At 61.5% G+C, this 22458-nt stretch carries 14 protein-coding genes; 7 read left to right on the plus strand and 7 right to left on the minus strand.

Annotated elements, in window-relative coordinates; genetic code table 11:
* Positions 1–571: 571 nt before the first annotated feature.
* From THALAR_RS16035 to THALAR_RS16060, 6 genes are all read left to right on the plus strand, one after another.
* Positions 572–4699 (plus strand): coiled-coil domain-containing protein, encoded by a 4128-nt coding sequence (locus THALAR_RS16035; RefSeq protein WP_021102644.1) that lies wholly within the window; start codon positions 572–574, stop codon positions 4697–4699.
* Positions 4696–9378, plus strand: a complete 4683-nt coding sequence (locus tag THALAR_RS16040) for a hypothetical protein (protein ID WP_021102645.1) — start codon at positions 4696–4698, stop codon at positions 9376–9378. Before THALAR_RS16035 ends, THALAR_RS16040 begins: the two co-directional genes overlap by 4 nt.
* Before the next feature lie 416 nt (positions 9379–9794).
* A complete protein-coding gene (locus THALAR_RS16045; protein WP_211264811.1) occupies positions 9795–10856 on the plus strand; it encodes an extracellular solute-binding protein in 1062 nt (353 codons plus the stop codon).
* Between the two features lie 68 nt (positions 10857–10924).
* Positions 10925–12043: an ABC transporter ATP-binding protein gene (locus THALAR_RS16050; protein WP_021102647.1), complete on the plus strand. Its 1119-nt coding sequence runs from the start codon at positions 10925–10927 to the stop codon at positions 12041–12043.
* Entirely contained in the window at positions 12036–12896 is an 861-nt protein-coding gene (locus tag THALAR_RS16055; RefSeq protein ID WP_021102648.1) for an ABC transporter permease, read from the plus strand. The genes THALAR_RS16050 and THALAR_RS16055 overlap by 8 nt, the downstream gene beginning before the upstream one ends.
* Before the next feature lies 1 nt (position 12897).
* Complete coding sequence (locus THALAR_RS16060; protein WP_021102649.1) at positions 12898–13752, plus strand: ABC transporter permease; 855 nt, start codon at positions 12898–12900, stop codon at positions 13750–13752.
* Here THALAR_RS16060 and THALAR_RS16065 read toward each other — a convergent pair.
* The 7 genes from THALAR_RS16065 to THALAR_RS16095 are packed head-to-tail and all read right to left on the minus strand — an operon-like array spanning position 13749 to position 21477.
* Positions 13749–14894, minus strand: a complete 1146-nt coding sequence (locus THALAR_RS16065; protein ID WP_021102650.1) for an iron-containing alcohol dehydrogenase — start codon at positions 14892–14894, stop codon at positions 13749–13751. The genes THALAR_RS16060 and THALAR_RS16065 overlap by 4 nt on opposite strands.
* A gap of 3 nt (positions 14895–14897) precedes the next feature.
* On the minus strand, positions 14898–16274 hold the full coding sequence (locus tag THALAR_RS16070) for an aldehyde dehydrogenase family protein (RefSeq protein ID WP_021102651.1): 1377 nt from the start codon (positions 16272–16274) through the stop codon (positions 14898–14900).
* A 17-nt stretch (positions 16275–16291) separates the two neighbouring features.
* A complete protein-coding gene (locus THALAR_RS16075) occupies positions 16292–17653 on the minus strand; it encodes a glutamine synthetase family protein (RefSeq protein ID WP_040819432.1) in 1362 nt (453 codons plus the stop codon).
* Positions 17654–17712: 59 nt separating this feature from the next.
* Positions 17713–18750 carry a TRAP transporter substrate-binding protein gene (locus THALAR_RS16080; protein WP_021102653.1) on the minus strand — a complete coding sequence of 346 codons (1038 nt, stop codon included), beginning with the start codon at positions 18748–18750 and terminating at the stop codon, positions 17713–17715.
* A 54-nt stretch (positions 18751–18804) separates the two neighbouring features.
* Positions 18805–20130, minus strand: coding sequence for a TRAP transporter large permease (locus THALAR_RS16085; RefSeq protein ID WP_021102654.1), 1326 nt, complete (start codon positions 20128–20130; stop codon positions 18805–18807).
* Positions 20130–20699 (minus strand): TRAP transporter small permease subunit, encoded by a 570-nt coding sequence (locus THALAR_RS16090; RefSeq protein WP_021102655.1) that lies wholly within the window; start codon positions 20697–20699, stop codon positions 20130–20132. The genes THALAR_RS16085 and THALAR_RS16090 overlap by 1 nt, the downstream gene beginning before the upstream one ends.
* Entirely contained in the window at positions 20692–21477 is a 786-nt protein-coding gene (locus THALAR_RS16095; protein ID WP_021102656.1) for an N-formylglutamate amidohydrolase, read from the minus strand. The genes THALAR_RS16090 and THALAR_RS16095 overlap by 8 nt, the downstream gene beginning before the upstream one ends.
* A gap of 66 nt (positions 21478–21543) precedes the next feature.
* On the opposite strand from THALAR_RS16095, the gene THALAR_RS16100 reads away from it, so the two are divergent.
* The gene (locus tag THALAR_RS16100; protein WP_407638177.1) at positions 21544–22446 is read left to right on the plus strand and encodes a MurR/RpiR family transcriptional regulator; all 903 of its coding nucleotides are present in this window, start codon (positions 21544–21546) and stop codon (positions 22444–22446) included.
* The last annotated feature ends 12 nt before the right edge of the window (positions 22447–22458 follow it).

Raw genomic sequence — 22458 nt, forward strand, 5'->3', positions numbered from 1 at the left:
CCGCATTATGCGGGTGCAGATCTCCGTCAGCCGCCGCCCGTAGTATTTCAGCCTATTGCTTGTGGCCCCGTCGAGCGGTGCCTTTCGATCAAGACTGTCGATAACAGCGAACGAACCGCGCCTTTGACCTCTTCAATGTCGTCAAGACCGCATCGAAGTCATGTAGGGCCATCCGCGATCTCCCGCACAGTCTTGTCATCACGCAGCGCTTTCAATGCCACCTGGGCCTTGAACTGATCTGCCCGCAACGTCGGCAACTCCTCGCAAAAGACACGCGGTTTCGTGGAACCACGGCTATACCTTGAGCTATAATTGGCCGATCCCCGCGGTTCTGCACCAGAATCATGCAAAATCGTGCTATGGTTGAGTCAGACTTTCTGGATCTTGGACTATTTTCATGGCTGTTCGCCCCACCGGGCAAAGGCCGTCTGTCGGAGCTACCCTAACGACTAACACTGCCACCAATCTGGGTAGTGTTATCGGCACGGGGACTCTCACAGGTGTATTCAGGCCGCGCCCGACCGATTTTATAGGCAACATTTTTGAACCGGCTCGACCGGGGACTCCGGTTGTGCGACCGGAAGACCTGCTGGCGGTCCGGATAGAGCTGCGCAATCTTGACGTCGTCGCAGGCGATCCGCCAATCCTGAAAAAGCGCGGGACAGGCGCGTCGCAACTGATCTTGCATTTCCCGCCGCAAGCCATCACCGAAGAGGCCTTCTTCCAGACCAACCCCACCGGCGTCACCGGACCTGATGTTGACGACACGATAGAATTGCAAAAGCCCGACCCCGACGCAGGCCAGACAAGCGGCGACACCCTGCCGCCTTTCGGGGGCCGGACGATCCGCGCCCGGATCGCGGATGAGTCCCGTCTGGTGTTCGACGTCCCGAACGACCTGGAGATTCCCTATACACTCGAAGGGGTGCTGGCGGCGGTTCAGGATCTCGACCTGAAAGTCGCCGACAACGCCCGACCCCGGTTCATTGTCGGCAAGATATTCAGCGTCAAGGACCTGCTCTCCGACACCGCCCTGTCGCGCGTTACGACGACGAAGCGGGCGTCCTTGGCAAGCTTTGCCGCCAACAGCCTGCGCATTTCAAAATCTTCCACCGGCGCCGCGACACTCTACATGCGGCAGCGCTCGGGCGGTGTAGGCCTGCTGGAGACCGGCCGCGTGAAGCCGCGGTTCAAACTGCCCGGTCTGCTGCGCACGAAACCCAGCCCCAAGCCGCCCGCTGCCAACACCACCGCCATTGAAATCCCGTGGCGGTTGATCCTGTCGCCGCACAAAAGCACCCGCTGGCGTCACTCAACCACCGCCATGACCTCCGCCGCGACCACCCATACCGAGTTGTGGCATTCGCGTCTGGTGTCGCCCAACTCACAAGGCGACGCGATCGAGCCGCCCTATCCAGACCCCAGCCGGACGGTGCGCGCGATTTGGGCCAAGACCGGTGAAGGCTCCACGCCGGAGGCCATTGCCGCCGCCAAGGACCGCAGCCCCGATTTCGAGAATGTCGATCCCAGTCAAAAGCCCTTCCGCATGGCGATGGACGATTTCGACCGCACGCAGATCTCCCACCTGTCATCCAACTTCTCCATCAGCGGCCACACGCCCGATCCCGTCAACACCAACCTGATGATGATGTCGGCGCTTGGCGGCTGGCTAGACAGCCGCGGCGCGTGGATGCCCCCGGGCGGTTTCTCGGTCGAGGAATGGGCGCACCGCGCCAGCATGGGTCGCGACCATTTCGTGCGGGTCGTCTACAAGGGCTTCCTGTTCCCGTTCGGCCATCAGGTGTCGCTGGTGAAGGTCACCGAACGCAAGTTCCACAACGGTGCGCTATCGGACCCCAAGCCGGGTTTTCCCAACGGCATTCCGCAGATCGACCAACTGCCCGGAAACCCCGCCTATATGCGCCAGCGCATGTTCATCGTCATCCGCGAAAAGACGCGCGTTTATGGCACCGACACCCTGCGCAGCTTCGACGGCAAGGTGGATTTGAACCTGCAATTCCCCTTCTCGACCGTCACCATCCTGACCGAAGCCACGCCCAATCTCGATGACCCGAACGATTCCGAAATAGAGGCCGACAAGGGGCAGAAATTCTTCTGGCCCATGGTCAACGAAAAGCACTTCAAGTTCCAATGCGTCGCCACCGACATGGATGACCGCAAGGTCGCGTTCGAGTTGCCGATGATCTTCATGGACAACACCTTCGCCGCTCCCTTCCTGCCCGCAAGCGGCAGTCTCGACCGGCGGCCAAACTTTGCGAACGCGCGGGCGAACGCGGTCAAGGCGGCCGATGCCTTCGCGGCCTCCGGCAACCTCAGAACCGCCGATATGAAGCTGCAACGCGTGGCCCTCGCGGCCAGCATGAAGGCGGGCGACACCTCGGTGCAGGTCGAGACGATGGATTTCGGCGGCTTCGCGGAACTGGTCAACCCAGACCTAGACGCCGCCAGCGACGATCTCAGACATCCGCCCTTTTACCCCATGGTCACCGGGCTCGACGCCCGCATCGGGGCGATGACGCATCTCAGCGGGTCCACCGCTCCCAACCGTCTGGAATGGCACCCGTTCTACCTGAAAAACGGCTTCGATCAGGCCGGGGAGGTGTTCGCCAACGTGGTGCCCGCATCCGGCATGGCGAAGCTCGATTTCTCGGCGCAGGGCGACCGGTCCGGCGGGTTCGTGCAGCCCAATATCGTGCCCAAGGCCCTATCCCGCCTGTCAGGGCCCGTGACGGCGGAGCCGGATCAATTCATCAACGGCGTCATAGACCCCGGCGGTGGGTTTCCGGACCTGCCAGGCGACATCCCCCTGCCGCTCATCTTCGGGTGCATCCCGCTTAACGCCATCATCGACGCCGTTACGGGGCTGGCGGACAAGCCCGAAAAGGCCCCGAAATTCGCTACCGAAGCCAGCACCCAGCTGGAAAGCTTCATCAACGGGCTGGTGCGCCTGCTGGGCTTCGTCACGGAAGGTGCCGCGCAACCGGCGAACATCGCCAACGCCGCGCTGACCGCTTTCACCGCCACGCTCGATGATTACATCCAGCAGGCGCTTGGGCTGACGGCCGCGCAGGCGACCGAGATCGAGGACAAGCTCGATGACCTCAAGGCCGAGCTTGCCAATGTCGTGGCCGATCTTGCCACACTTCTGAACAAGGCAATCGACGCCGCGCCCACCGATCCCGGTCTGGCCAACCTTCCCTCCAGCCTGAACGATGCCCGCGCCGCTGTGGATGACCTGCGCAATGCGGCCAATGCGCAGATCGCAGGCGTATCGCTACCCGCCGGTTTGCGGCAGACGATCCTAACAACCGCCCAGCAACTGGACATATTCCTCGACGATCTGGCGCAACTGCCCGTCGTCGTGACGCAGGCCCGCGCACTGTTTGATGCGCTCGACGCCATCGTTGGCGCACCAGAGGCGTTCGAGGCGCTGCTCTCGGACCCCGACCAGTTGCGCGACCTCGTCGTAGAGGTTGGCGACAAAATCGACGATCTCGGCACCACGCTCGCCGGGTTCAATTTGATGGAGGGCGCCCCGCGCAAGGCGATCACCGACGCCATGTCGGCCGTCACTCAGGCCATCGGCATCGCCGACGATCTGCTGAACCTGATCGAGCAGTTGACCGGCGACGAGTTGACCATCCGCTTTGACTGGACCCCCGAAATCAGCTCTTTCCCAAGTGGCCCGCATCCGATTTTCCGCGTCAACGACAAACGTGGCTTTTCGCTGGCGGTGGAGGCGAAAGTCAAAAAGCATGGCGACACCACACCCAAAATCAGCGTCGTTTGCGGGCTGAAACATTTCGACCTCGTGCTGATCGGCGAGGCCGCGTTTCTGGAATTGCTGTTCGAGAAGATCGAATTCAGCATCGACAGCGCCGCCAAAATGGATGTGGACGTTGTCTTCAACGATATCAAATTCGTCGGCCCCCTCAGCTTTGTCGAGGTGCTGCGCGACCTGATCCCGCTGGACGGCTTCAGCGATCCGCCGTTTCTGGACATCACACCGCAAGGGATCGACGCGGGCTTTTCCGTCGCCCTGCCCAGCGTCAATATCGGCGTGCTCGGTCTGGCCAATCTCAGCCTTGGCGCGGGCTTCACCGTGCCGTTCATCGGCCAGCCGCTCTCCGTGCGCTTCAACTTCTGCACCCGCGAGCAGCCATTCGTGCTGACGGTCTACATGTTCGGCGGCGGCGGCTTCTTCGGCGTCACCATCGACCCCAATGGCGTGCAGATACTTGAGGCGTCCTTCGAGTTCGGAGCCAGCATTTCCATTGACCTCGGCGTCGCTTCGGGCGGCGTGTCGGTGATGGCGGGCATCTATTTCCGGATGGAGCAGGACGCGGTGTCGTTGACCGGCTACTTCCGGCTGGCAGGCCATGTCGATGTGCTCGGCATCATCACCGCCTCGCTGGAGCTGTATCTGGAACTGCGATACGAGTTTGAAACCGGCAAATGCGTCGGCAAGGCCGAACTGACGATAGAGATTTCGGTATTCATCTTCTCCGGCAGCGTCACGATTTCCTGCGAGCGCAAATTCGCAGGCTCCAACGGCGATCCCAACCTGCGGCAGATGCTGGGCCTCAATCCCGCGCTCCCGCTCGCCGATGAGCTGGACCAGATCGACGGCCCCGATGTCGATTATGCATGGCGCGAACATTGCGAGGCCTTCGCATGACAAAACAAACCCTCCTCTGGACAGTTGTGCCGCACGGGCGCGTGCCGAAAGGCGAAGACGGCGAGGGCCGCCTGCGTGTCTCCGCCGTCGTCTCGCCGCGCCTCACGCCGGAAACCGCCGCCGAACAGTCCCTCGCTGCCTTCCCCGATTTTCTCGACTGGCCCGCATTGCTTGAACAGGCGGAATTCGCCCTGCGCATCGGCGGCCAGACGCTGAAACTGCGGCCGCTGGGCAAGCCCGACAGCGGGCTGTGGCGGAAGCTGCTGACCGACACGACGCCCGTGGCGGGGTTCGAGTTCAAGGACATGAGCGCCGTCAACCTGCATTCCTTCGCCGTCAAACACATGCTCGGCACGCTGCGCAAACATTACGGACGGCTGGCGGTGCAGGCGGCGTCCAACCACCCGACGCTGTTACCTTGGGAGGACGCACACCCCGACCTCAAGGATATGCTCGACGACCTTGGCACCAAGACCATCAAATACACCTTCGGCGACCGCGAAATAGAAGTCCCCCTGCCCGGCTTTTCGCGCTTTTACGACGACGAGCGATCCGTCGGGGAACGCCTGACTGCGCAGGTCTTCGGCCCCAGAAGTGTCTACCGGACCGATATACCCGCCATCGACGCCAAGGACGGCCAGCTTCCCCCCAAAGGCGGCACGTTCCGTCGCCGCGTCATGTCGCCGGACTGGTATAACCCCCGCCCCTCCGGCCCCGGCGGCACGCTGCTCGCCGCCCCTGATGCAGCGCTGATGGACCAGTTCTCAAGTCAGGCCGAATATACCTTGTATCAGGCCGACAGCTTCTACCGCCGCGAACCGGCTACCATGGCGCAGAAGGCCATGCGCTTTCCCACCTACCAGAACGTGCCGCCCCCGCCGCCGATCCCGGAATATGATTTCCACCGCATCCTCGCCTCCTATGGCAGCTACCCGCCCCTGCAACGCGCCCTCGGGCTGGTGATTGATTTTGTGGTCGAAGGCCAGACACCCGACCCCGGCGCGGGCCAGATCAACGGCAACATGGCGCTGGTGGTCAAATGGCAAAACGGGCGTGACGACAGCGACGACGCCTACCCCGCAACGGCATGGCAGCTAGACCGCGAGCGGTTCGTCGCCCGTCCCCGCGGCGATGATCTGACCCGCGGGCTGCTCCGGCTGGAAAACAGCGATGACAGTTGGGGCCAGCAGGACAAGGAGGAAGGCCTGTTCGACATCTATCAGGTGGACCCCGACGGAGGCGCGCTCAAGACGGTGGGCTTTACGCTGACCGCGCAGAACCTTGTCGCCAAAAGCCTCGATCTTGCGCGCCCTGACGGGCAGGTGACCTACACCACCGGCGACCGCCAGCCCGTGGCCGCCCTGCGCTCCGGCGGTTTGGGTATCTCGCGCCACGGGCGCGCGCAGCAGGTCGCCGATGACGCTGCTGCGGCGCAGTTGAAAAATCAGGCCATCGCGGGCGGCAACGGCAAGAATGTCGTATTCTTCGCCGAGGATCTGTTTCGCGGCTACCGCGTCGACGTGGCGGCGGTCGCCCCGCCGTGGGATACGGCGGTCGAGGTGAAGCCGGAGGATTGGCGCACCCTGTGCGCCCGCCACGGCACCTATAAGCTGATCGACAGCGGCGACACGCTCGACTTCGGGGTTGACGAAGGTCACGTCGCAGGCCCGTCCGCGTCAAGCGGCACCAGTGCCGGGGTGAACCCCGACGACTACTATCTGCACGAATCCCTCTTCCGCTGGACGGGCTGGAGCCTGTCTGCCCCCCGCCCCGGCAAGACCATCCGCGCCGCGAAGGTGGACGGCACCGAATTGCAGGGCGAAATGCCCGCCGACATCAGCGACGTGGGCGAAAAGGGCAACGGGCTGGCGGTGACCTACAAGGTGCCAAAAGGCAGCCTGCCCAAGCTGCGATTCGGGCAGCATTACCGCCTTCGCGCGCGCTATGTGGATGTGGCGGGCAACAGTCTGGCGCTTGACGACCCGACACTGGACCCGTTGGAGCAGGCGACGGACGTGGTCGGCTACTGGCGGTTCGAGCCGGTCGATCCTCCCGCAATCATGGGCCGGAACAAGCTCAGCGAAGGCGAGTCGCTGGAGCGTATGGTGATCCGCTCCGACTACGATCAGACGCCGGAAACCTACGTGAAAACGCCGCAGTTCACCGCCGCGATCATCGAGCCCGCGCTGTCGGATTTCGAATACACCGCGTTGAATGAACGCCACCTCGTGCCGCCCAAATCCGCGCAGCAGCAATGCGAAACCCACGGGCTGTTCGATCCGTATTTCGCGCAGTGGGACAACATCAAGACGGGCTACGAGATTGCCGCCCGCGAGGATGGTACCCTGTTCGACGAAATCCCCGGTGCCACCGTAGAGATCGTCACGCCCACCTCCGTCAAAAATGTCGCCCAAACCCAGAACGCGCCGCCCGCACTCCCCACGCCCGAAAACCCCGTGGGCGACCGGCTGGTGGGCGGGCAGTATGTCATTCACCGCGAGGCGAAGCTGGTGACGCCCTACCTGCCCGACGGGGCGGCCGCAGGCATCGCCATCCGCGCGCTGCCCGGTGAAACCATCCCCGGCGTCACCGGCCCCGGCACCATCGGGACGGGCTGCGAAGTGGTCGAGGCGCCCAATTCCGAGCTGGTCATAATGCTGCCCCATCAGGGCGAATGGCCCGACATGCAGGGCTTCCGCATCGTTCTGGCCGAACGCGAGGCGGACTTGACCGAGCTTCCATGCGCCGAAAAGTTCACCAATGACGGCGCGCCGCACTGGAACCCCGACGACCGTGTGCTGACGCTGTTCCTTGCCAAGGGCCGCATCGCCCGGTTGCGCTATGCCAGCTTCATCGACAAGTCGATGATCGGCGATTTCGGGCTCTTGAACTGGGCGCCTCAGGCGGGTCGGGTCTTTGTCGCGGAAATGGCAATGCTGGGCTGTCATTGGATGCTGACGCCGTTCCGCACGCTGACGCTGGTGCATGCGACCCAGCATCCCGTATGCCTGCCGGAGATGATAGAGACCTCCATCGGGCGGGCGGCGGGCGACCAGTTTGCCGACGTCCGGTGCAGGCAGATCAGGTTGCACGGGCCTTCCACCGGAAAGTTTGAAATCATCGCCGAGTGGCATGAATGGGTCGACGACATCAACCGGCCGAAGCCCACGCGCGAACATCGCAAGGGCCAGCTTGGTGAAATCCATCTGCCCGAAAACCATCCCCACGACGTCAATCTTTTTGCCGCCATGGCCGCGCAAATCGTCGACCCCGCGCGACCTCGCCCGCCCCCCAACCGGCACGAATTTGGCGACAGCAAGTTCCGGCTGGTCCAATACCGCCTGCAAGCCACCACCCGCTTTCGCGAATATCTGCCGCCGCCGATCTATGCCGACCCCGATCTGGTGACCCGCATCGGACCGGTGACCGAAGGGCCCGCCATGACCACCGGCGCGGATGACGACATGGGCGCGCCCGTGCTGCGCGACCCGGCTGGGACGACCGACCATTCGCTGATCCCCGCCAGCGTCGCACCGGATGATCCGCGCGTGCTCTACGTAGTGCCGACCTTCCGCTGGACGCGCACCAAAAAGGTGGGCGGCGTGGACGTCACCCGTCTTGGCAACGGGTTGCGCGTGTGGCTGGACCGTCCGTGGTTTTCATCCGGCGACGGGGAGTTGCTGGGCGTCGTCCTGCTCTCGGAGAACGGCCCGTTCACGGCGATCCCCGACAAGATGCAGACCTCGGTTACGCAATGGGGGTTGGACCCGATGTGGGACACGGTCCTGCCCAAGCACCGCACCAAAGCCAGCGATTTCCCCGCCCATGTCATCAGCGAAGATATCCGGTTACAAGAGTTCCCGACCGAGGCGCCGGTCGCCATCGTCGGCCATCGCGTCCACTGGGACGACACCCGGGCCCTGTGGTATTGCGACATAGAGTTGAATCCGGGTGGGACCTACATGCCGTTCGTCCGGCTCGCCCTTGTGCGCTATCAGCCCAATGCGATGAACGGCATCAAAATCTCCAAGGTCGCCACCGCCGAGTTCGCGCAGGTCCTGCCCCGCCGCCGCGCGGTCATGTCGGTGAAAGATGGCAAGGTCTCGGTCAGGGTGCATGGCAACGTGCCGGTGGGTGGCCCGCTGAATTACAAAGTCGATTCGCCCTATCTCAACGTGTCCTTTCGCGATGATCCCAAAGACACGGGACGCAACCGGTTCGAACTGGTCCTGCAATCACGCGATCCCGCGATCGACAGTGACCTCGCGTGGGAGGATACCAAGCTGCTCGACAGCGCAATCGTCGGCGGGGCGTCGGGGGGCATTGTGGTCACGCCAGGCCCTGGCACGGTGGGCGTGTTCCGCCGCGGCGCGCGGCCCGCGCCCGTGACGCGCACGGTCAGTACCCGCGGAGGCGGGCGACAGCGGCTGGAGGCGGTGATCGAACGGCAAACCGGAGCAATCACCTCGGTCACGCAGATCAGTGACCCTGCCATCTGGAACGTGACCGCGGACCTCGACCAGCCCGGCGGGCGGCCTACACGGCTGATGCTGCGGGAATTCGAACGCTACTACACCGACCGGTCCGGCAACCACAAGCGGGACAGACAGATATTCCAGAAGCGCTTTGTGGAAGAACGATTGGTCTATGCAAGCGTCTTCAACATTCCCAAATCCTGAAGCCCTGCGATCTGAAGCATGCTGGCGGCCTTGCCTTGCCGCACATGTCAGCCGGGTCTCGCCATCGAACAAATGCTCAGCAGTTTGCAGCACGACGGAGCCGCAAGCTTTCTTCAGTCATCTGGACTGCCTCTGCTCCAAGTGCCGGGAATGTGGGAAATTATTCAGACTGGCGGAAATCGCGGGTCCTCAACCGGTGTTTCTCTCCTGTGCACCGATTGAATTCACTTACGTAGCTTCCAACTTACGTCGACTTGGCGTCATGACCCAGACTTAGTCGCCAAACCGCGCGAGGTCCGACACTTATTCTGTCGTTGTTTTGTGACCTTAGGGGTGTACTAATCACATTGGGAGGACCGTGCGCTGGCCGCTGGGGTGTCAGCGCTGAGACGTGTCCACTATGATTGGAGACTATGATGAATACCAAACTGATCCTATCGACCGTCGCTGCGATGACCTTGTCGTCGGTTGCGGCACAAGCGGACACGCTGCGGCTGCTGACATGGGGCGGCTACGCGCCGGAAGACGTCATCGCCAAGTTCGAGGCCGAAACCGGCCACACTGTCGAAGTGACGAAATCCAACAACGAGGAAATGATCGCCAAACTGCGCGCGACCAATGGCGGCGGGTTCGACCTTGCCCAGCCTAGCCAGGACCGGATCGCCGGACCACAGGCCGAATTCGGCATCTACAAGCCGCTGGACATGTCCAAGATCGACACAAGCCTGTTCATCCCCTCCATGCTGGAGGCCACCAAGGGGAACACAACCGTTGACGGCGAGGTCTACGCCGTGCCGCATGTCTGGGGCACATCCGGTCTGGTCGTGAACACCGCGCAGGCAGGCGATGTGAAGGACTACACCGACCTGTGCAACGACTCCGTCGCGGGCAAGGTGTCCTACCGCCTCAAGCGCCCGACCCTGATCGGGTTTGCCTACTCTATGGGTCTGGACCCGTTCGCAGCCTATGGCGACGAGGCGGCCTATAAAGACATCCTCGATCAGGTCGAAGCCAAGCTGGTCGAGTGCAAGTCCAACGTGAAAACCTACTGGGACGGCGGTGACGAGTTGAAAAACCTGCTCCGCTCCGGCGAGGTCGTGGCGTCGATGGCATGGGATACCGGCGGCTGGCAGTTGAACGACGACAACGCCGACATCACTTTCGTCGCGCCTGAATCCGGCGCTTTGGGCTGGATCGACACCTTTGCGCTGCCCGCACGCGGCAGGTCTGATGATGTGGCCTATGCGTGGATCAACTTCGTGATGCAGCCGGAGGTCGCGGCCATGATCACGAGCGCTGCTGGCAACTTCACCGCCTCGCAAGGTGGGGATGCAAATGTGGATGATGCGTTGAAGGCCAAGTATCAGGCCAGCTTCCCGCAAGAAGCAATCGACAACATCAAGTGGTATCCCTCGGTGCCCGCCGGACTTGAGGCGCTGGAAGGCGCTGCGTTGGACCGGATCAACGCCGCCAACTAAAGCCGCTGTAAATGACGACAGGGAAGCGCGGTTTTCGCGCTTCCCGTTTTTTGTGAAGGCCCGTCCCTATGTCTGAAACCCCCGATCTGGAATGTCGCGACATCTCCAAAAGCTTTGACGATTTCAAAGCTGTGAACGACGTCAGCTTCAGCGTGCCGCAAGGCACGTTCTTTTCCATCCTCGGGCCATCGGGCTGCGGTAAGACCACGCTTCTGCGCATGATCGCAGGTTTTCAGGAGCCCAGCAGTGGCGACTTGCTGATCAAGGGCAAATCGGTGCTGGATGTGCCGCCCAACAAGCGGCCTGTGTCGATGGTTTTTCAACATCTGGCGCTGTTTCCCATGATGAATATCGGCGCCAATGTCGGCTTTGGCCTGCGCCAGCGTGGGGTGAACAAAACGGATATCACGAAGCAGGTGGAGCGCGTGCTGGAACGTGTGGGCCTTGGCGGCGTGGCGGAACGCCCCGTCAGCTCCCTGTCAGGCGGGCAGAAACAGCGCGTGGCGATCGCCCGCTGCATGGTGCTTGAGCCGGACGTGCTGCTGCTCGACGAGCCACTGGGCGCGCTGGACCTGAAACTGCGCGAGCACATGAAAATTGAACTGAAGCAGCTGCAATCGGAATTCAACACCACCTTCGTCTACATCACCCACGACCAGTCAGAGGCGTTGGTGATGAGCGACCAGATCGCGGTGATGAACCAAGGTGTGTTCGAGCAGGTGGGCACGGCGAAAGAGCTATATTACGAACCGGACACCGCCTTTGTCGCAGGGTTCGTCGGCGAGGCAAATCGCTTCACCGCGAAAGTAAAAGGCAGCGCGGGCGGCAGTGTCGAGATGGTGACGAGCGACGGGCAAACTTTGCACGGCTTAGATGCGCGACGCAGTCTGTCGGTCGGTGACAGCGTCGACATATTCGTGCGCCCAGAGGCCGTGCGCCTGTCCCGCAATCAGGCAGACGTGGCGGCAATGGGAAATACCGGCCAAGGCAAGGTCGCAAACATCCTGTTCAACGGGGCCAACAGCCAGTTGATCCTGCGCGACCAGACCACGGGCGCGGAGCTAAATGTCGCTCTGCCGCAAACCGGCGAATTCCGTGACCTTGCGCGGGACGATGTGATCCATTTCGGATGGGAGCAGCAGCAGACGCGGGTTTATCTGGCAGACGGGGAGCAGACGGATGTCTGACCGCTCCAAACTGACCTTCTGGCTCTTGCTGGCCCCGCTGCTGATCTGGCTTCTGACGCTGATTATCCTGCCCCATGTCGGCATGTTTCTGGTCAGCCTGCGCGAAAAGGTGGGCGTGCGCGAATACGAGACCGGCTTCGCCAACTACGCCGTGTTCTTCAACGAACCGCTTTATTGGAACACCTTTGCCCGCACCGCCTATATGTCGATTGCGGCCACCCTGCTCACGCTGCTCATCGGCTTTCCGATTGCCTACTACATCGCGAAACTGACGCGCGGGCGCAGCAAGACCACGTTGTTTTTGATGTGTCTGATCCCGTTCTGGGTCAGCGAACTGGTGCGCACCTTCGGCTGGATGATCCTGCTGCGCGAAACCGGCGTGTTTTCCAACCTGCTGCAATATGTCGGGCTGGCATCCGGCCCTGTGGAAATGCTCTACAACGATGCCGCGATCATGACGGGGCTGGTCTACACCTCGATGCTGTTCATGGTGGTGCCGTTGGTGACGACGCTCGACAGCCTTGACGACAGCCTGATCGAGGCGGGCTACGACCTTGGGGCCAGCGGCTTCGCCATCCTGCGGGAGATCGTGATCCCCCACGCCATGCCCGGCATCGTGTCCGGCTGCATCGTCGTGTTCATGCTCAGCCTCGGCAATTACCTGACCCCGATCCTGCTGGGCGGCAAGGACAGCCTGTGGTTCACCGGCCTGATCTACAGCCAGTTCATCACGCGCTTCAACTGGGAACTGGGGTCCGCTTTCGGTTTCCTGTTGCTCGGTTTGTCATCGCTGATCGTGTTCGTCGGCCTGAAACTGTCCCGCCAGTCGCTGGGCAAGACGATGGCGCAATGACATGATTACAGGCATCCCCCAAAGCGCCGGTTTCCGATGGGCCTACAAGGCCTATGTGACGCTGTTTTTCATCTATTTGGCCCTACCGCTGGCGACGGTCTGCGTCTTCGCATTTAACAACAGCGTGTTCCCCTCCCTGCCTTGGGAGGGGTTCACATGGGCGTGGTTTTTCGGCACCGAGGCACCTTATATCGGCGTGTTCCACGAACGCCCGATTTTGCGCTCTATCGTAACGTCCGGCGTAGTGGCGTTCTGGGTGTCGCTGTTGGCGGTGTTCGTCGGGACCTGCAACGCGTTCCTGTTCGTGCGTCACGAGTTCCGGGGCAAAGGTTTCCTCTATATCCTGATGCTGCTGCCGCTGATCATTCCGGGCATCATCCTCGGCATCTCGATCCTTGTGTTCTCATCCTCGGTCGCCAACTTTCTGGAAGACGCCACCGGCCTGTGGTTCGACGGCCTGCGCCCCGGTCTGATCCTCGTGATTCTCGGTCAGTTTTCGTTCATCACCACCTTTGCCACATTGGTCATCTCGGCACGCCTGCAAAAGTTCGATCCCAGTCTGGAGGAAGCCGCACTGAATCTGGGCGCGACCAGATGGGGGGCCGTGCGGGCCGTGACCCTGCCGTTTCTGTTTCCGGCAATGGCGGCGGCAGGGGTCGTCGCAGTGTTGATGAGCTTCGAGAACTTCAACACCACGCTGATGCTCGTCGGCTCCGACGCGCCGCTGACCATCACCATGTTCGACCGGCTCAAGCTGGGCTCGACGCCGGTTCTGAACGCGGTCTCACTGCTGCTGATCGTGGTCTCGGCGCTGCTTGGGCTGGCGTCGCTCCTGCTGCAAAAGCGGAAGGACTAGAAACACGCCAGCAGCAACGCCTTGGTGTTCTCCGCTGTCATTTCCACCGGATTGCCGCCCACGCTTGGATCGCGCAGGGCAGATTCGACTAGCGCGTCAATGTCCGGGTCTTTCACCCCCAGGTCAGTCAGGTTGTCGGGGATCGACAGGCTCCCTATCAGCAACTGCACATAGTCGCGGAAGCCATCGAAGCCGCCGGAAATACCAAGATAAGCGGCGGCCATTTCCAGCCGCTCGGTGACCGCAGGGCGGTTGAAATCCAGCACCGGCAGCATAACCACGGCATTGGTCGTCCCGTGATGCGTGTGATGCACCGCGCCTATCGGGTGGCTCAGCGCGTGAATGGCGCCTAGCCCCTTCTGAAACGCCGTGGCCCCCATAGCGGCGGCGGACATCATGTTCCCCCGCGCCTCCAGATCAGCGCCGTCGGCATAGGCACGGGGCAGGTTGTCCTTGACCAGCCGCATCCCCTCCAGCGCGATGCCCTGAGACATCGGGTGGTAATGCGGCGAGCAGAACGCCTCCAGGCAATGCGCAAAGGCATCCATGCCCGTGCCTGCGGTAATCGCGGGTGGCATGCCAACCGTCAATTCCGGATCGCAGATCACGACCGTGGGCAGGATTTTCGGATGGAAGATGATCTTCTTCTCATGCGTGTCAGAATTGGTGATGACGCTGGCGCGCCCCACTTCCGACCCAGTTCCGGCAGTTGTCGGCACGGCAACGATGGGCGCAATCGCATCGGCATCGGCGCGTGTCCACCAGTCGCCGATATCCTCGAAATCCCACAGCGGTCGGGTCTGTCCCGCCATGAAGGCGACGACCTTCCCCAAATCAAGGCCGGAGCCGCCGCCAAAAGCGATCACACCGTCATGACCGCCGTCGCGATAGGCACGCACCCCTGCGTCGACATTCTGCTCGGTCGGGTTCGGGTCCACATCCGAGAAAATCGCGCGGCCCAGACCGGCGGCGTCCATCAGGTCAAGCGTGCCTTGGGTGATCGGTAATCCGGCCAACCCCTTGTCGGTGACCAATAGAGGGCTCTCGATGCCCGCTGCCGCACAGGCGTCAACGATCTCGGATATGCGACCTGCGCCGAAACGGATCGCGGTCGGGTAAGACCAGTTTGCTTTCACAGTCATGTCTCAGGCTTTCTTGAAATGATAGGATTTGGGGCGGGTCAGCGCGTGGTAGCCCAACTCGGACAGCCCCTCGCCGCGCCCTGTTTGCTTGCATCCGGTCCAGCACAAGGCGGGGTCGAGATAGTCGGCGCGGTTCATGAACACAGTGCCGGTTTCCAATTGCCCGGCTATGGCTTCGGCCGCCCCCGCGTCGGCAGTGAAAATCGCGGCGGTCAGACCGAACCGGCTGTCATTCATCAGCGCCACGGCTTCCGCGTCGTCCTTCACAGGCATAATGCCAACCACCGGGCCGAAGCTTTCATCACGCATCACGCGCATGTCGTGGGTCACATCGGTCAGCACCTGTGGCGTCAGGTATGCCCCGCCATCGTCGGCAGGCATCTTCTCGATATGGGCGGTCGCCCCGTCTGCAAGCGCCTCGTCAATCTGGGCGCGGACCTCTTGGGCGAAACGGACATTGGCCATCGGGCCAAGCGTCGTTGCCTCGTCCAGCGGGTTACCGAGGTTGAGCTGGTTCACCCAAGCCACCGCCTTTTCCACGAACGCGTCATAGAGCGTCTCATGCACATAAATGCGCTCGATCCCGCAGCAGCATTGTCCCGCGTTGAACATCGCGCCATCCATCAGCGTGTCCACGGCGGCGTCCAGATTGGCATCGTGGCGGACATAGCCGGGATCTTTGCCGCCAAGTTCGGTCGCGACGCCGGTAAACGTTCCCGCCGCAGCGTGTTCCATCGCCTGACCGCCACCTATGGAGCCGGTGAAGTTGATAAAGTCGAACGCGTCATCCGCGATCAGCGCCGAGGTTGTGTCATGGTCCAGCACGATGTTCTGGAACACGTCCTTCGGCACTCCGGCGGCATGGTAAGCATCAGCCAGATGCTCCCCCACCAGAATGGTCTGGGAGGCATGTTTCAGGATCACCACATTCCCCGCAATCAACGCGGGCGCAATCGTGTTGTTGGCGGTCATATAGGGGTAGTTCCAAGGGGCAACGACAAAGACCACGCCATGCGGCTCGCGGGTGATCTTGCGGGTGAAACTGTCACTGTCCTCGATCACGGTGGGGGCCAGCGCGTCCTTGGCGATCTTTGCCATATAGGCCGCGCGTTCCTGCAAACCGCCGAACTCCCCGCCATACCGCACAGGGCGTCCCATCTGATGCGCAAGCTCCGTCACCATACGGTCCCGGCTGGCGTCAATCTGGTCGATCGCTCCCATCACCAGCCGCGTGCGTTCTTCCAGCGGACGCGCGGCCCAGTCCTTTTGCGCTTTGCGGGCGCGGGCGACGGCGTCACGTGCGGCGTCTTTGCTCAGGCAGTCCCGTTCGGCATAGACGGACCCGTCAATCGGAGAGATGCATTTTATCGTTTTGCTCATTTGCTTTCACCTTATCCTCAGGCCTGCTCGAACCCGCGTGCAATTTCCCAGTCGGTCACGACGCGGTCGAATTCTTCCTGCTCCCATTCCGCGCAACGGGTGTAATGGTCCACCACATCGTCGCCCATGACCTCCCGCAAAAAGGCAGAGCCGCGCAGTTTGTCCGTCGCATCGCGCAGGGTTTGTGGAATGTCATCCGCTTTCGCGTCCTCATAGACGTCGCCTGTGGTGGGCGGCGCAAGCACCATTTTATCCTCGATCCCTTTGATGCCCGCCGCCAGCATGGCCGCTTGCGCAAGATAGGGGTTCAGGTCGGACCCGCCGATACGGCACTCCACACGCACGCCCTTGGTTCCCGCCCCGCACAAACGGAAGCCTGCGGTGCGGTTGTCCACCGACCAGACGGTCTTGGTCGGCGCAAAGGTGCCCTTGGCGAAGCGCTTGTAGCTGTTCACGTAGGGGGCCAGAAAATAGGTGTAGTCCGGCGCATTAGCGATCAGCCCGGCCATGTAGTGTTTCATCAAGTCGGACATGCCAAGCTCGTCGGACGCATCAGCAAACGCCGCCTCACCGTCCTTCCAAAGCGATTGATGCACATGGCTAGACGAGCCGACGCGGTCATGGTGCCACTTGGGCAGGAACGTCACCGAGACCCCCTGCTGCCACGCGATTTCCTTGATCGCGTGTTTCGCGATGGAGTGATAGTCGGCGCAATCCAGCGCGGGGGAATAGCGAATGTTCAGCTCTTGCTGACCGGCTTCCGCCTCGCCTTTGGTGCCTTCGACGGGCACACCCGCCGCGTGCAGGTGGTTGCGCAACGGGCGCATGACGCTTTCTTCCTTGGTGGTCTGGAAGATGTGATAATCCTCGTTGTAGCCGCTGATCGGTTTGAGGTCGCGGAACCCGCCATCACGCAGCGCTTCAAGACTGTCGGCGAACAGGAAGAACTCCAACTCCGTCGCCATCATCGCCTCGAAACCCAACTCGTCCAACCGCGCGATCTGCTTTTTCAGAACGGCGCGGGGGGAATGCGGCACCGGCTCGTCGTGATGGTCCAGCACATCACACAAAACCATCGCGGTGCCGTCCAGCCACGGAACAGGACGGATCGTGTCCAAATCGGGCTTCATCACGTAGTCGCCATATCCTGCCTGCCACGAGGTCGAGGCATATCCCGGAGGGGTCGCCATCGCCAGATCGGTTGCCAACAGGTAGTTGCAGCAATGGGTTTCCTTATAGGACGTCTCGACGAAATTTGCGGCGTGGAACCTCTTGCCCATCAGGCGGCCCTGCATGTCCACCATGCAGACCAGCACCGTATCTATCGTGCCGTCCTTGGTTTGTGTCTTGAGGTCTTCGAAGCTGAGCGTACAGGGCATGTTCTTGGTGTCCAATGTTCAGAAGAGAGGGAGGCCGCCGAAGCGGCCACCCGTCAGGTTTATGACTGGCCGTAGCGGTAAGGCCGACCGGCTTTGACCATGTCAGCGTTGTACTTCTTGAGGATCTCGACAACCTTTGCCTTTGTCGGGCTTTCGGCAGCGATTTCGTCCCAGAATTTCAACGCGGCGTCTTCGACGGTCTGCCACTCCTCGTCGGGGATTGTGGTCAGCTCCATCTTGGTGCCGTTGACCCGCAGGTCGGCTTCGCCACCCCAGTACCACCATTGGCGATAGTAGTGTGACTGATCCATGCAAACTCGCAACAATTCCTGCAAGTTCGGCGGCAATTCGTTCCAACGCTCCATATTGGCGAAGAACGATCCTGCCCATGCGCCGGAGATGTTGTTCGTCAGGAAGTAGTTGGTCACATCGGCCCAGCCGACCGTGTAGTCCTCGGTGATGCCGGACCATGCGATGCCATCCAGCTCGCCGGTTTGCACCGCGACTTCGATGTCTTCCCACGGCAGGTTGACCGGGATTACGCCGAATTGTGACATGAAGCGCCCGGCGGTCGGGAAGGTAAAGACCCGCTTGCCTTCCAGATCCTTCAGGCTGCGGATCGGCTCCTTGGTGGCGAAGTGACAGGGGTCCCACGCGCCAGCGCTGATATGCTTGACGCCAAGGGCCGAGTATTCCTCGTCCCAGATTTCGTTCAGACCGTATTGGTTGAACAACACAGGCACGTCGAGACTGTAGCGCGAGGCGAAGGGGAAGTAGCCGCCGAACACCGTCACATCAGTGGGCGACGCCATGCTGTCGTCATCGGATTGCACCGCGTCGATAGTGCCGCGCTGCATCGCCTGAAACAGCTCGCCCGTGGGCACCAGCTGGTCGGCGAAGTACAACTCGATCTGCATCTCGTCGCCCGCGATCTTATTGAAGCTGTCGATAGCGGGCTTGATGACATGCTCGGCCAGTGCGGCACCCGCATAGGTCTGCAAACGCCATGTGATCTTGGATTGGGCCAGCGCCGGCGCGGCAAGGCCAGCAGCGGGCAGCACGGCGGCCCCTTTGATGAACTTACGTCTGGTGGTCATGACTTCTCTCCTTTGGTTGGTCGATTATGTGGCCGGTTACTCCGGCACTGATTGTTAATTTCCGTAAATATAGCCGGGCAGCCATGTGGCGATTGCCGGGAAGATCATGACCAACGCCAGTGCCGCGACCATCACCAGCACGAAGGGCGTGATCGACGCATAGATGTCGCGCAACGTGATCTCGGGCGGGGCCATCGCCCGCATTAGGAACAGGTTATAGCCGAAGGGCGGCGTCATATAGGCGATCTGCGTGGTGATAGTATAAAGGATGCCGTACCAGATCAGGTCGAACCCCAGCTCGCCCACCAGCGGCACGTAAAGCGGCGCGACGATCACCAGCATCGCGGTGTCGTCCAGAAACGTCCCCATCAGGATGAACGACAGTTGCATCAGGATCAGGATCGTCCATGGCGACAGGTTCAGCCGCTCGGTAAACAGCCCCTCGATCGCCTTGACCGCGCCCAGCCCGTCAAACACCGCGCCGAAGGCCAGCGCGGCCAGAATGATCCACATGAACATGCAGGTGATGCCCAATGTATTACGCACCGAGTTTTCGAACACCTCCCGGGTCATCCGCCCCTTGAAGATCGCCGCGAGGAACGCCGCCAGCGCACCGATGGCCGAGCTTTCTACCAGCGACGTCCAGCCGTTCACGAAAGGCACCATCATCACCGCGAATATCACTATGGGCAGGATGCCCGCCCGCAGCAGGCGCAGTTTCTCGGCCCTTGGAATGTCGCGCTCGGATGCGTCGAGCACCGGCCCCAGCACCGGGTTTTTCCAACAGCGGATGACGATGTAGGCGATGAACATCGACGCCATCATCAGCCCCGGAACGACGCCCGCGAGCCATAACTGCCCCACCGGTTGACGCGCGATCATCGCGTAGAGGACCAGTACGACAGAGGGCGGCACGAGGATGCCAAGACTGGACCCTGCCTGTATGACGCCCGTCACCATGCGCTTGTCATAGCCGCGCTTCAAAAGCTCCGGCAGCGCAATGGTCGAGCCGATTGCCATCCCCGCGACGCTAAGCCCGTTCATGGCGGAGATCAGCACCATCAACCCGATCGTGCCAATCGCCAGGCCGCCCCGCAGGCCGCCCATCCAGACATGGAACATCTTGTAGAGGTCATCGGCGATACGAGATTCCGACAACACGTAGCCCATGAAGATGAACATCGGCAGCGTCAGTAGCGGATACCACTTCATCAACTTCATCGCCGCCGAAAAGCCGATATCGTATCCGCCCTTGTCGCCCCAGAGCAGCAGCGCCGCCACCACCGCGACAAAGCCGATAGCCCCGAACACCCGCTGCCCCGTCAGTAGCATCAGCATCATCGTCGCGAACATCAGCGTGGCGATCATTTCATAGGGCATCAGATCGCTTCACCCTTCAGTCGCAAAACGTCCTTGAGAAGCTCGGACACGCATTGCAACAACATCAGGAACAGGCCCAGCACCATGATTGCCTTGATGGGCCACATCCACGGGCTCCACACCGAGGGTGAGGTTTCCATTCGCCCGATCTCAGAGCTGCCGGTAATCAGCCCGCCAAAGAATGAAAACGGCTCGCTTCCCCAGTAACCCAACGAATAGGCGGTCGACCCGACCGCGCCGTAGATCATCACGCACAGGTAGAAGATCAGGAACAACACAGTGATGACGTCAGCCCAAGCCTTCTTGCGCGGCGACCATGCGCCATATAAAAGGTCCATCCGCACGTTGGAGCCCAGCTGCAACGAATACGGGCCGCCCAGAATGTAGTAGGAGACCATGGCGAACTGGGCCAACTCCAGCGTCCACAGCGACGGCAGGAAAAACGTTTTGCTGACCGAGGACCAGATCAGGATGCCCATCAAGACGAAGATGCCGTACATCACGACTCGCCCCAAGCGGTAGTTGAGGGCGTCGACAGCGCCGATGAACCGGTGCGCGACGTTACGCATCGTGATCCCCACGCGCCTTCTCAAGCGCAGCCGAAGTCCAGTCGGAAAGCATTTCCGCCATCAGGTCTTGCTGCCCCTTAGTCGCGATAAGATCGTTGCGGACCTCTATCATCACGTTCAAATGCCCGCCCGGCAGCGCGTGTTCCTTCAGCGTGTGGGTCACACCGTCCTCAGGGCCGTATGGCGCGTTGCGCTGGGTGTTCATCACGGTATGTCCGGGGGCGAGCGCAAGCATGGCGTCGGCCAGCCTGCTGTCGCTGTCGTGCAGCAACCCGATTTCAACCTCCCGCGGTTTACCGTGGTAAAGCGGCGTGAAGCTGTGGATTGTCACGATCGCGGGTTTGGCACAGGCGGAAATGGCGTCGCCCAGCGCCTGCCGGAAAGGTTGGTAATAGGTCGCCACGCGCTCCGCCCGTGCGCTGGCGCTCAAACCGACATTGCCCGGCACGGCGATCCTCTCGCTCCGCTCCGGCATCGCGTCGGGTGCATCGGGCGGGCGGTTGCAATCATAGACCAGCCGCGACACGGCTCCGGACACAAGCGTCGCGTCCATGATCCGCGCCATTCGCTCCGCCACGGCCAATGCGCCAATATCCCAGGCGGCGTGACTCAGGCGGTCCTGCTCGCGCAGCCCCAGGTTGTTCAGCGCAGGCGGGATGTAGGCAGAGGCATGTTCGCACACCAGCACGACGTCCGACGCGCCCCGCACGGTATTCACCACCACACCTTGTCCAGATGGCAATATCTGCTGCACTCTCACCCCCAGTTTCATCAACATTCGGGGCGTCTGGAGATTCTGTCAACTCATATTTGTAATGTATGATACATCTCGTGTAGTCATGTAATGATACCTATCAAACGAGGCGATTCCTCCTTGGCCCATTCAGATCTGACCATAGCGGACCGCATCCAGAGCGGACTCGACACCCTCACAAGGGCAGAGCGGCAACTGGCCCATGCAATTCTGGAGAACTACCCTGCCAGCGGCCTTGGGCCGTTGTCGGCCTTGGCAAAAGATGCGCAGGTTTCGGGGCCGACCGTGCTGCGTATGGTGCAGAAACTGGGGTTCAGCGGATATCCGGAATTTCAGGCAGAGCTGCGCGAGGAACTGCGCGCCAAGGCGAAAAACCCCATCGCCAAGCACGACACATGGACCGAAGGCGCGCCATCCGGGCATGTCCTCAACCGGTTTACCGATGCCGTCATCGACAACATCCGCCATTCGCTGGCGCAGATCGAACCGGATGCCTTTGACGAGGCCTGCGCCCTGATGGCCGACACGGGTCGAGCGGTCTATATTGTGGGCGGGCGTATCTCCCATACGATTGCCGAATATCTCTATCTGCATATGCAGGTGATCCGCCCCGGCGTCATTCACGTCCAGTCCACATCCAACACCTGGCCCCACCATCTGCTGGACATCAAAGAAGGCGACGTCGTGGTGATCTGCGATGTGCGTCGCTACGAGAACAACACCCTGAAACTTGCAGAAATGGTGCATGCGCGCGGGTCCAAGATCATCCTGCTCACCGACCAGTGGCGCTCTCCGGTGCATAGTCTGTCCGACATCTGCTTCAGCAGTCGAATCGTGGTACCATCCGCATGGGATTCTGCCGTTATGCCGCTATTGTTGATCGAGACGATGATCTCGGCCGTGCAGGATCTTCTTTGGGCCGACACCCGCGACCGGATGGAGGCGTTGGAGGATATGTTCGATCAGACCAAACTGTTTCGGAAATTCACGTAGGCGGCATAGCTC

The sequence above is a fragment of the Litoreibacter arenae DSM 19593 genome (assembly GCF_000442275.2).
GTDB classification, from domain to species: Bacteria; Pseudomonadota; Alphaproteobacteria; order Rhodobacterales; family Rhodobacteraceae; genus Litoreibacter; species Litoreibacter arenae.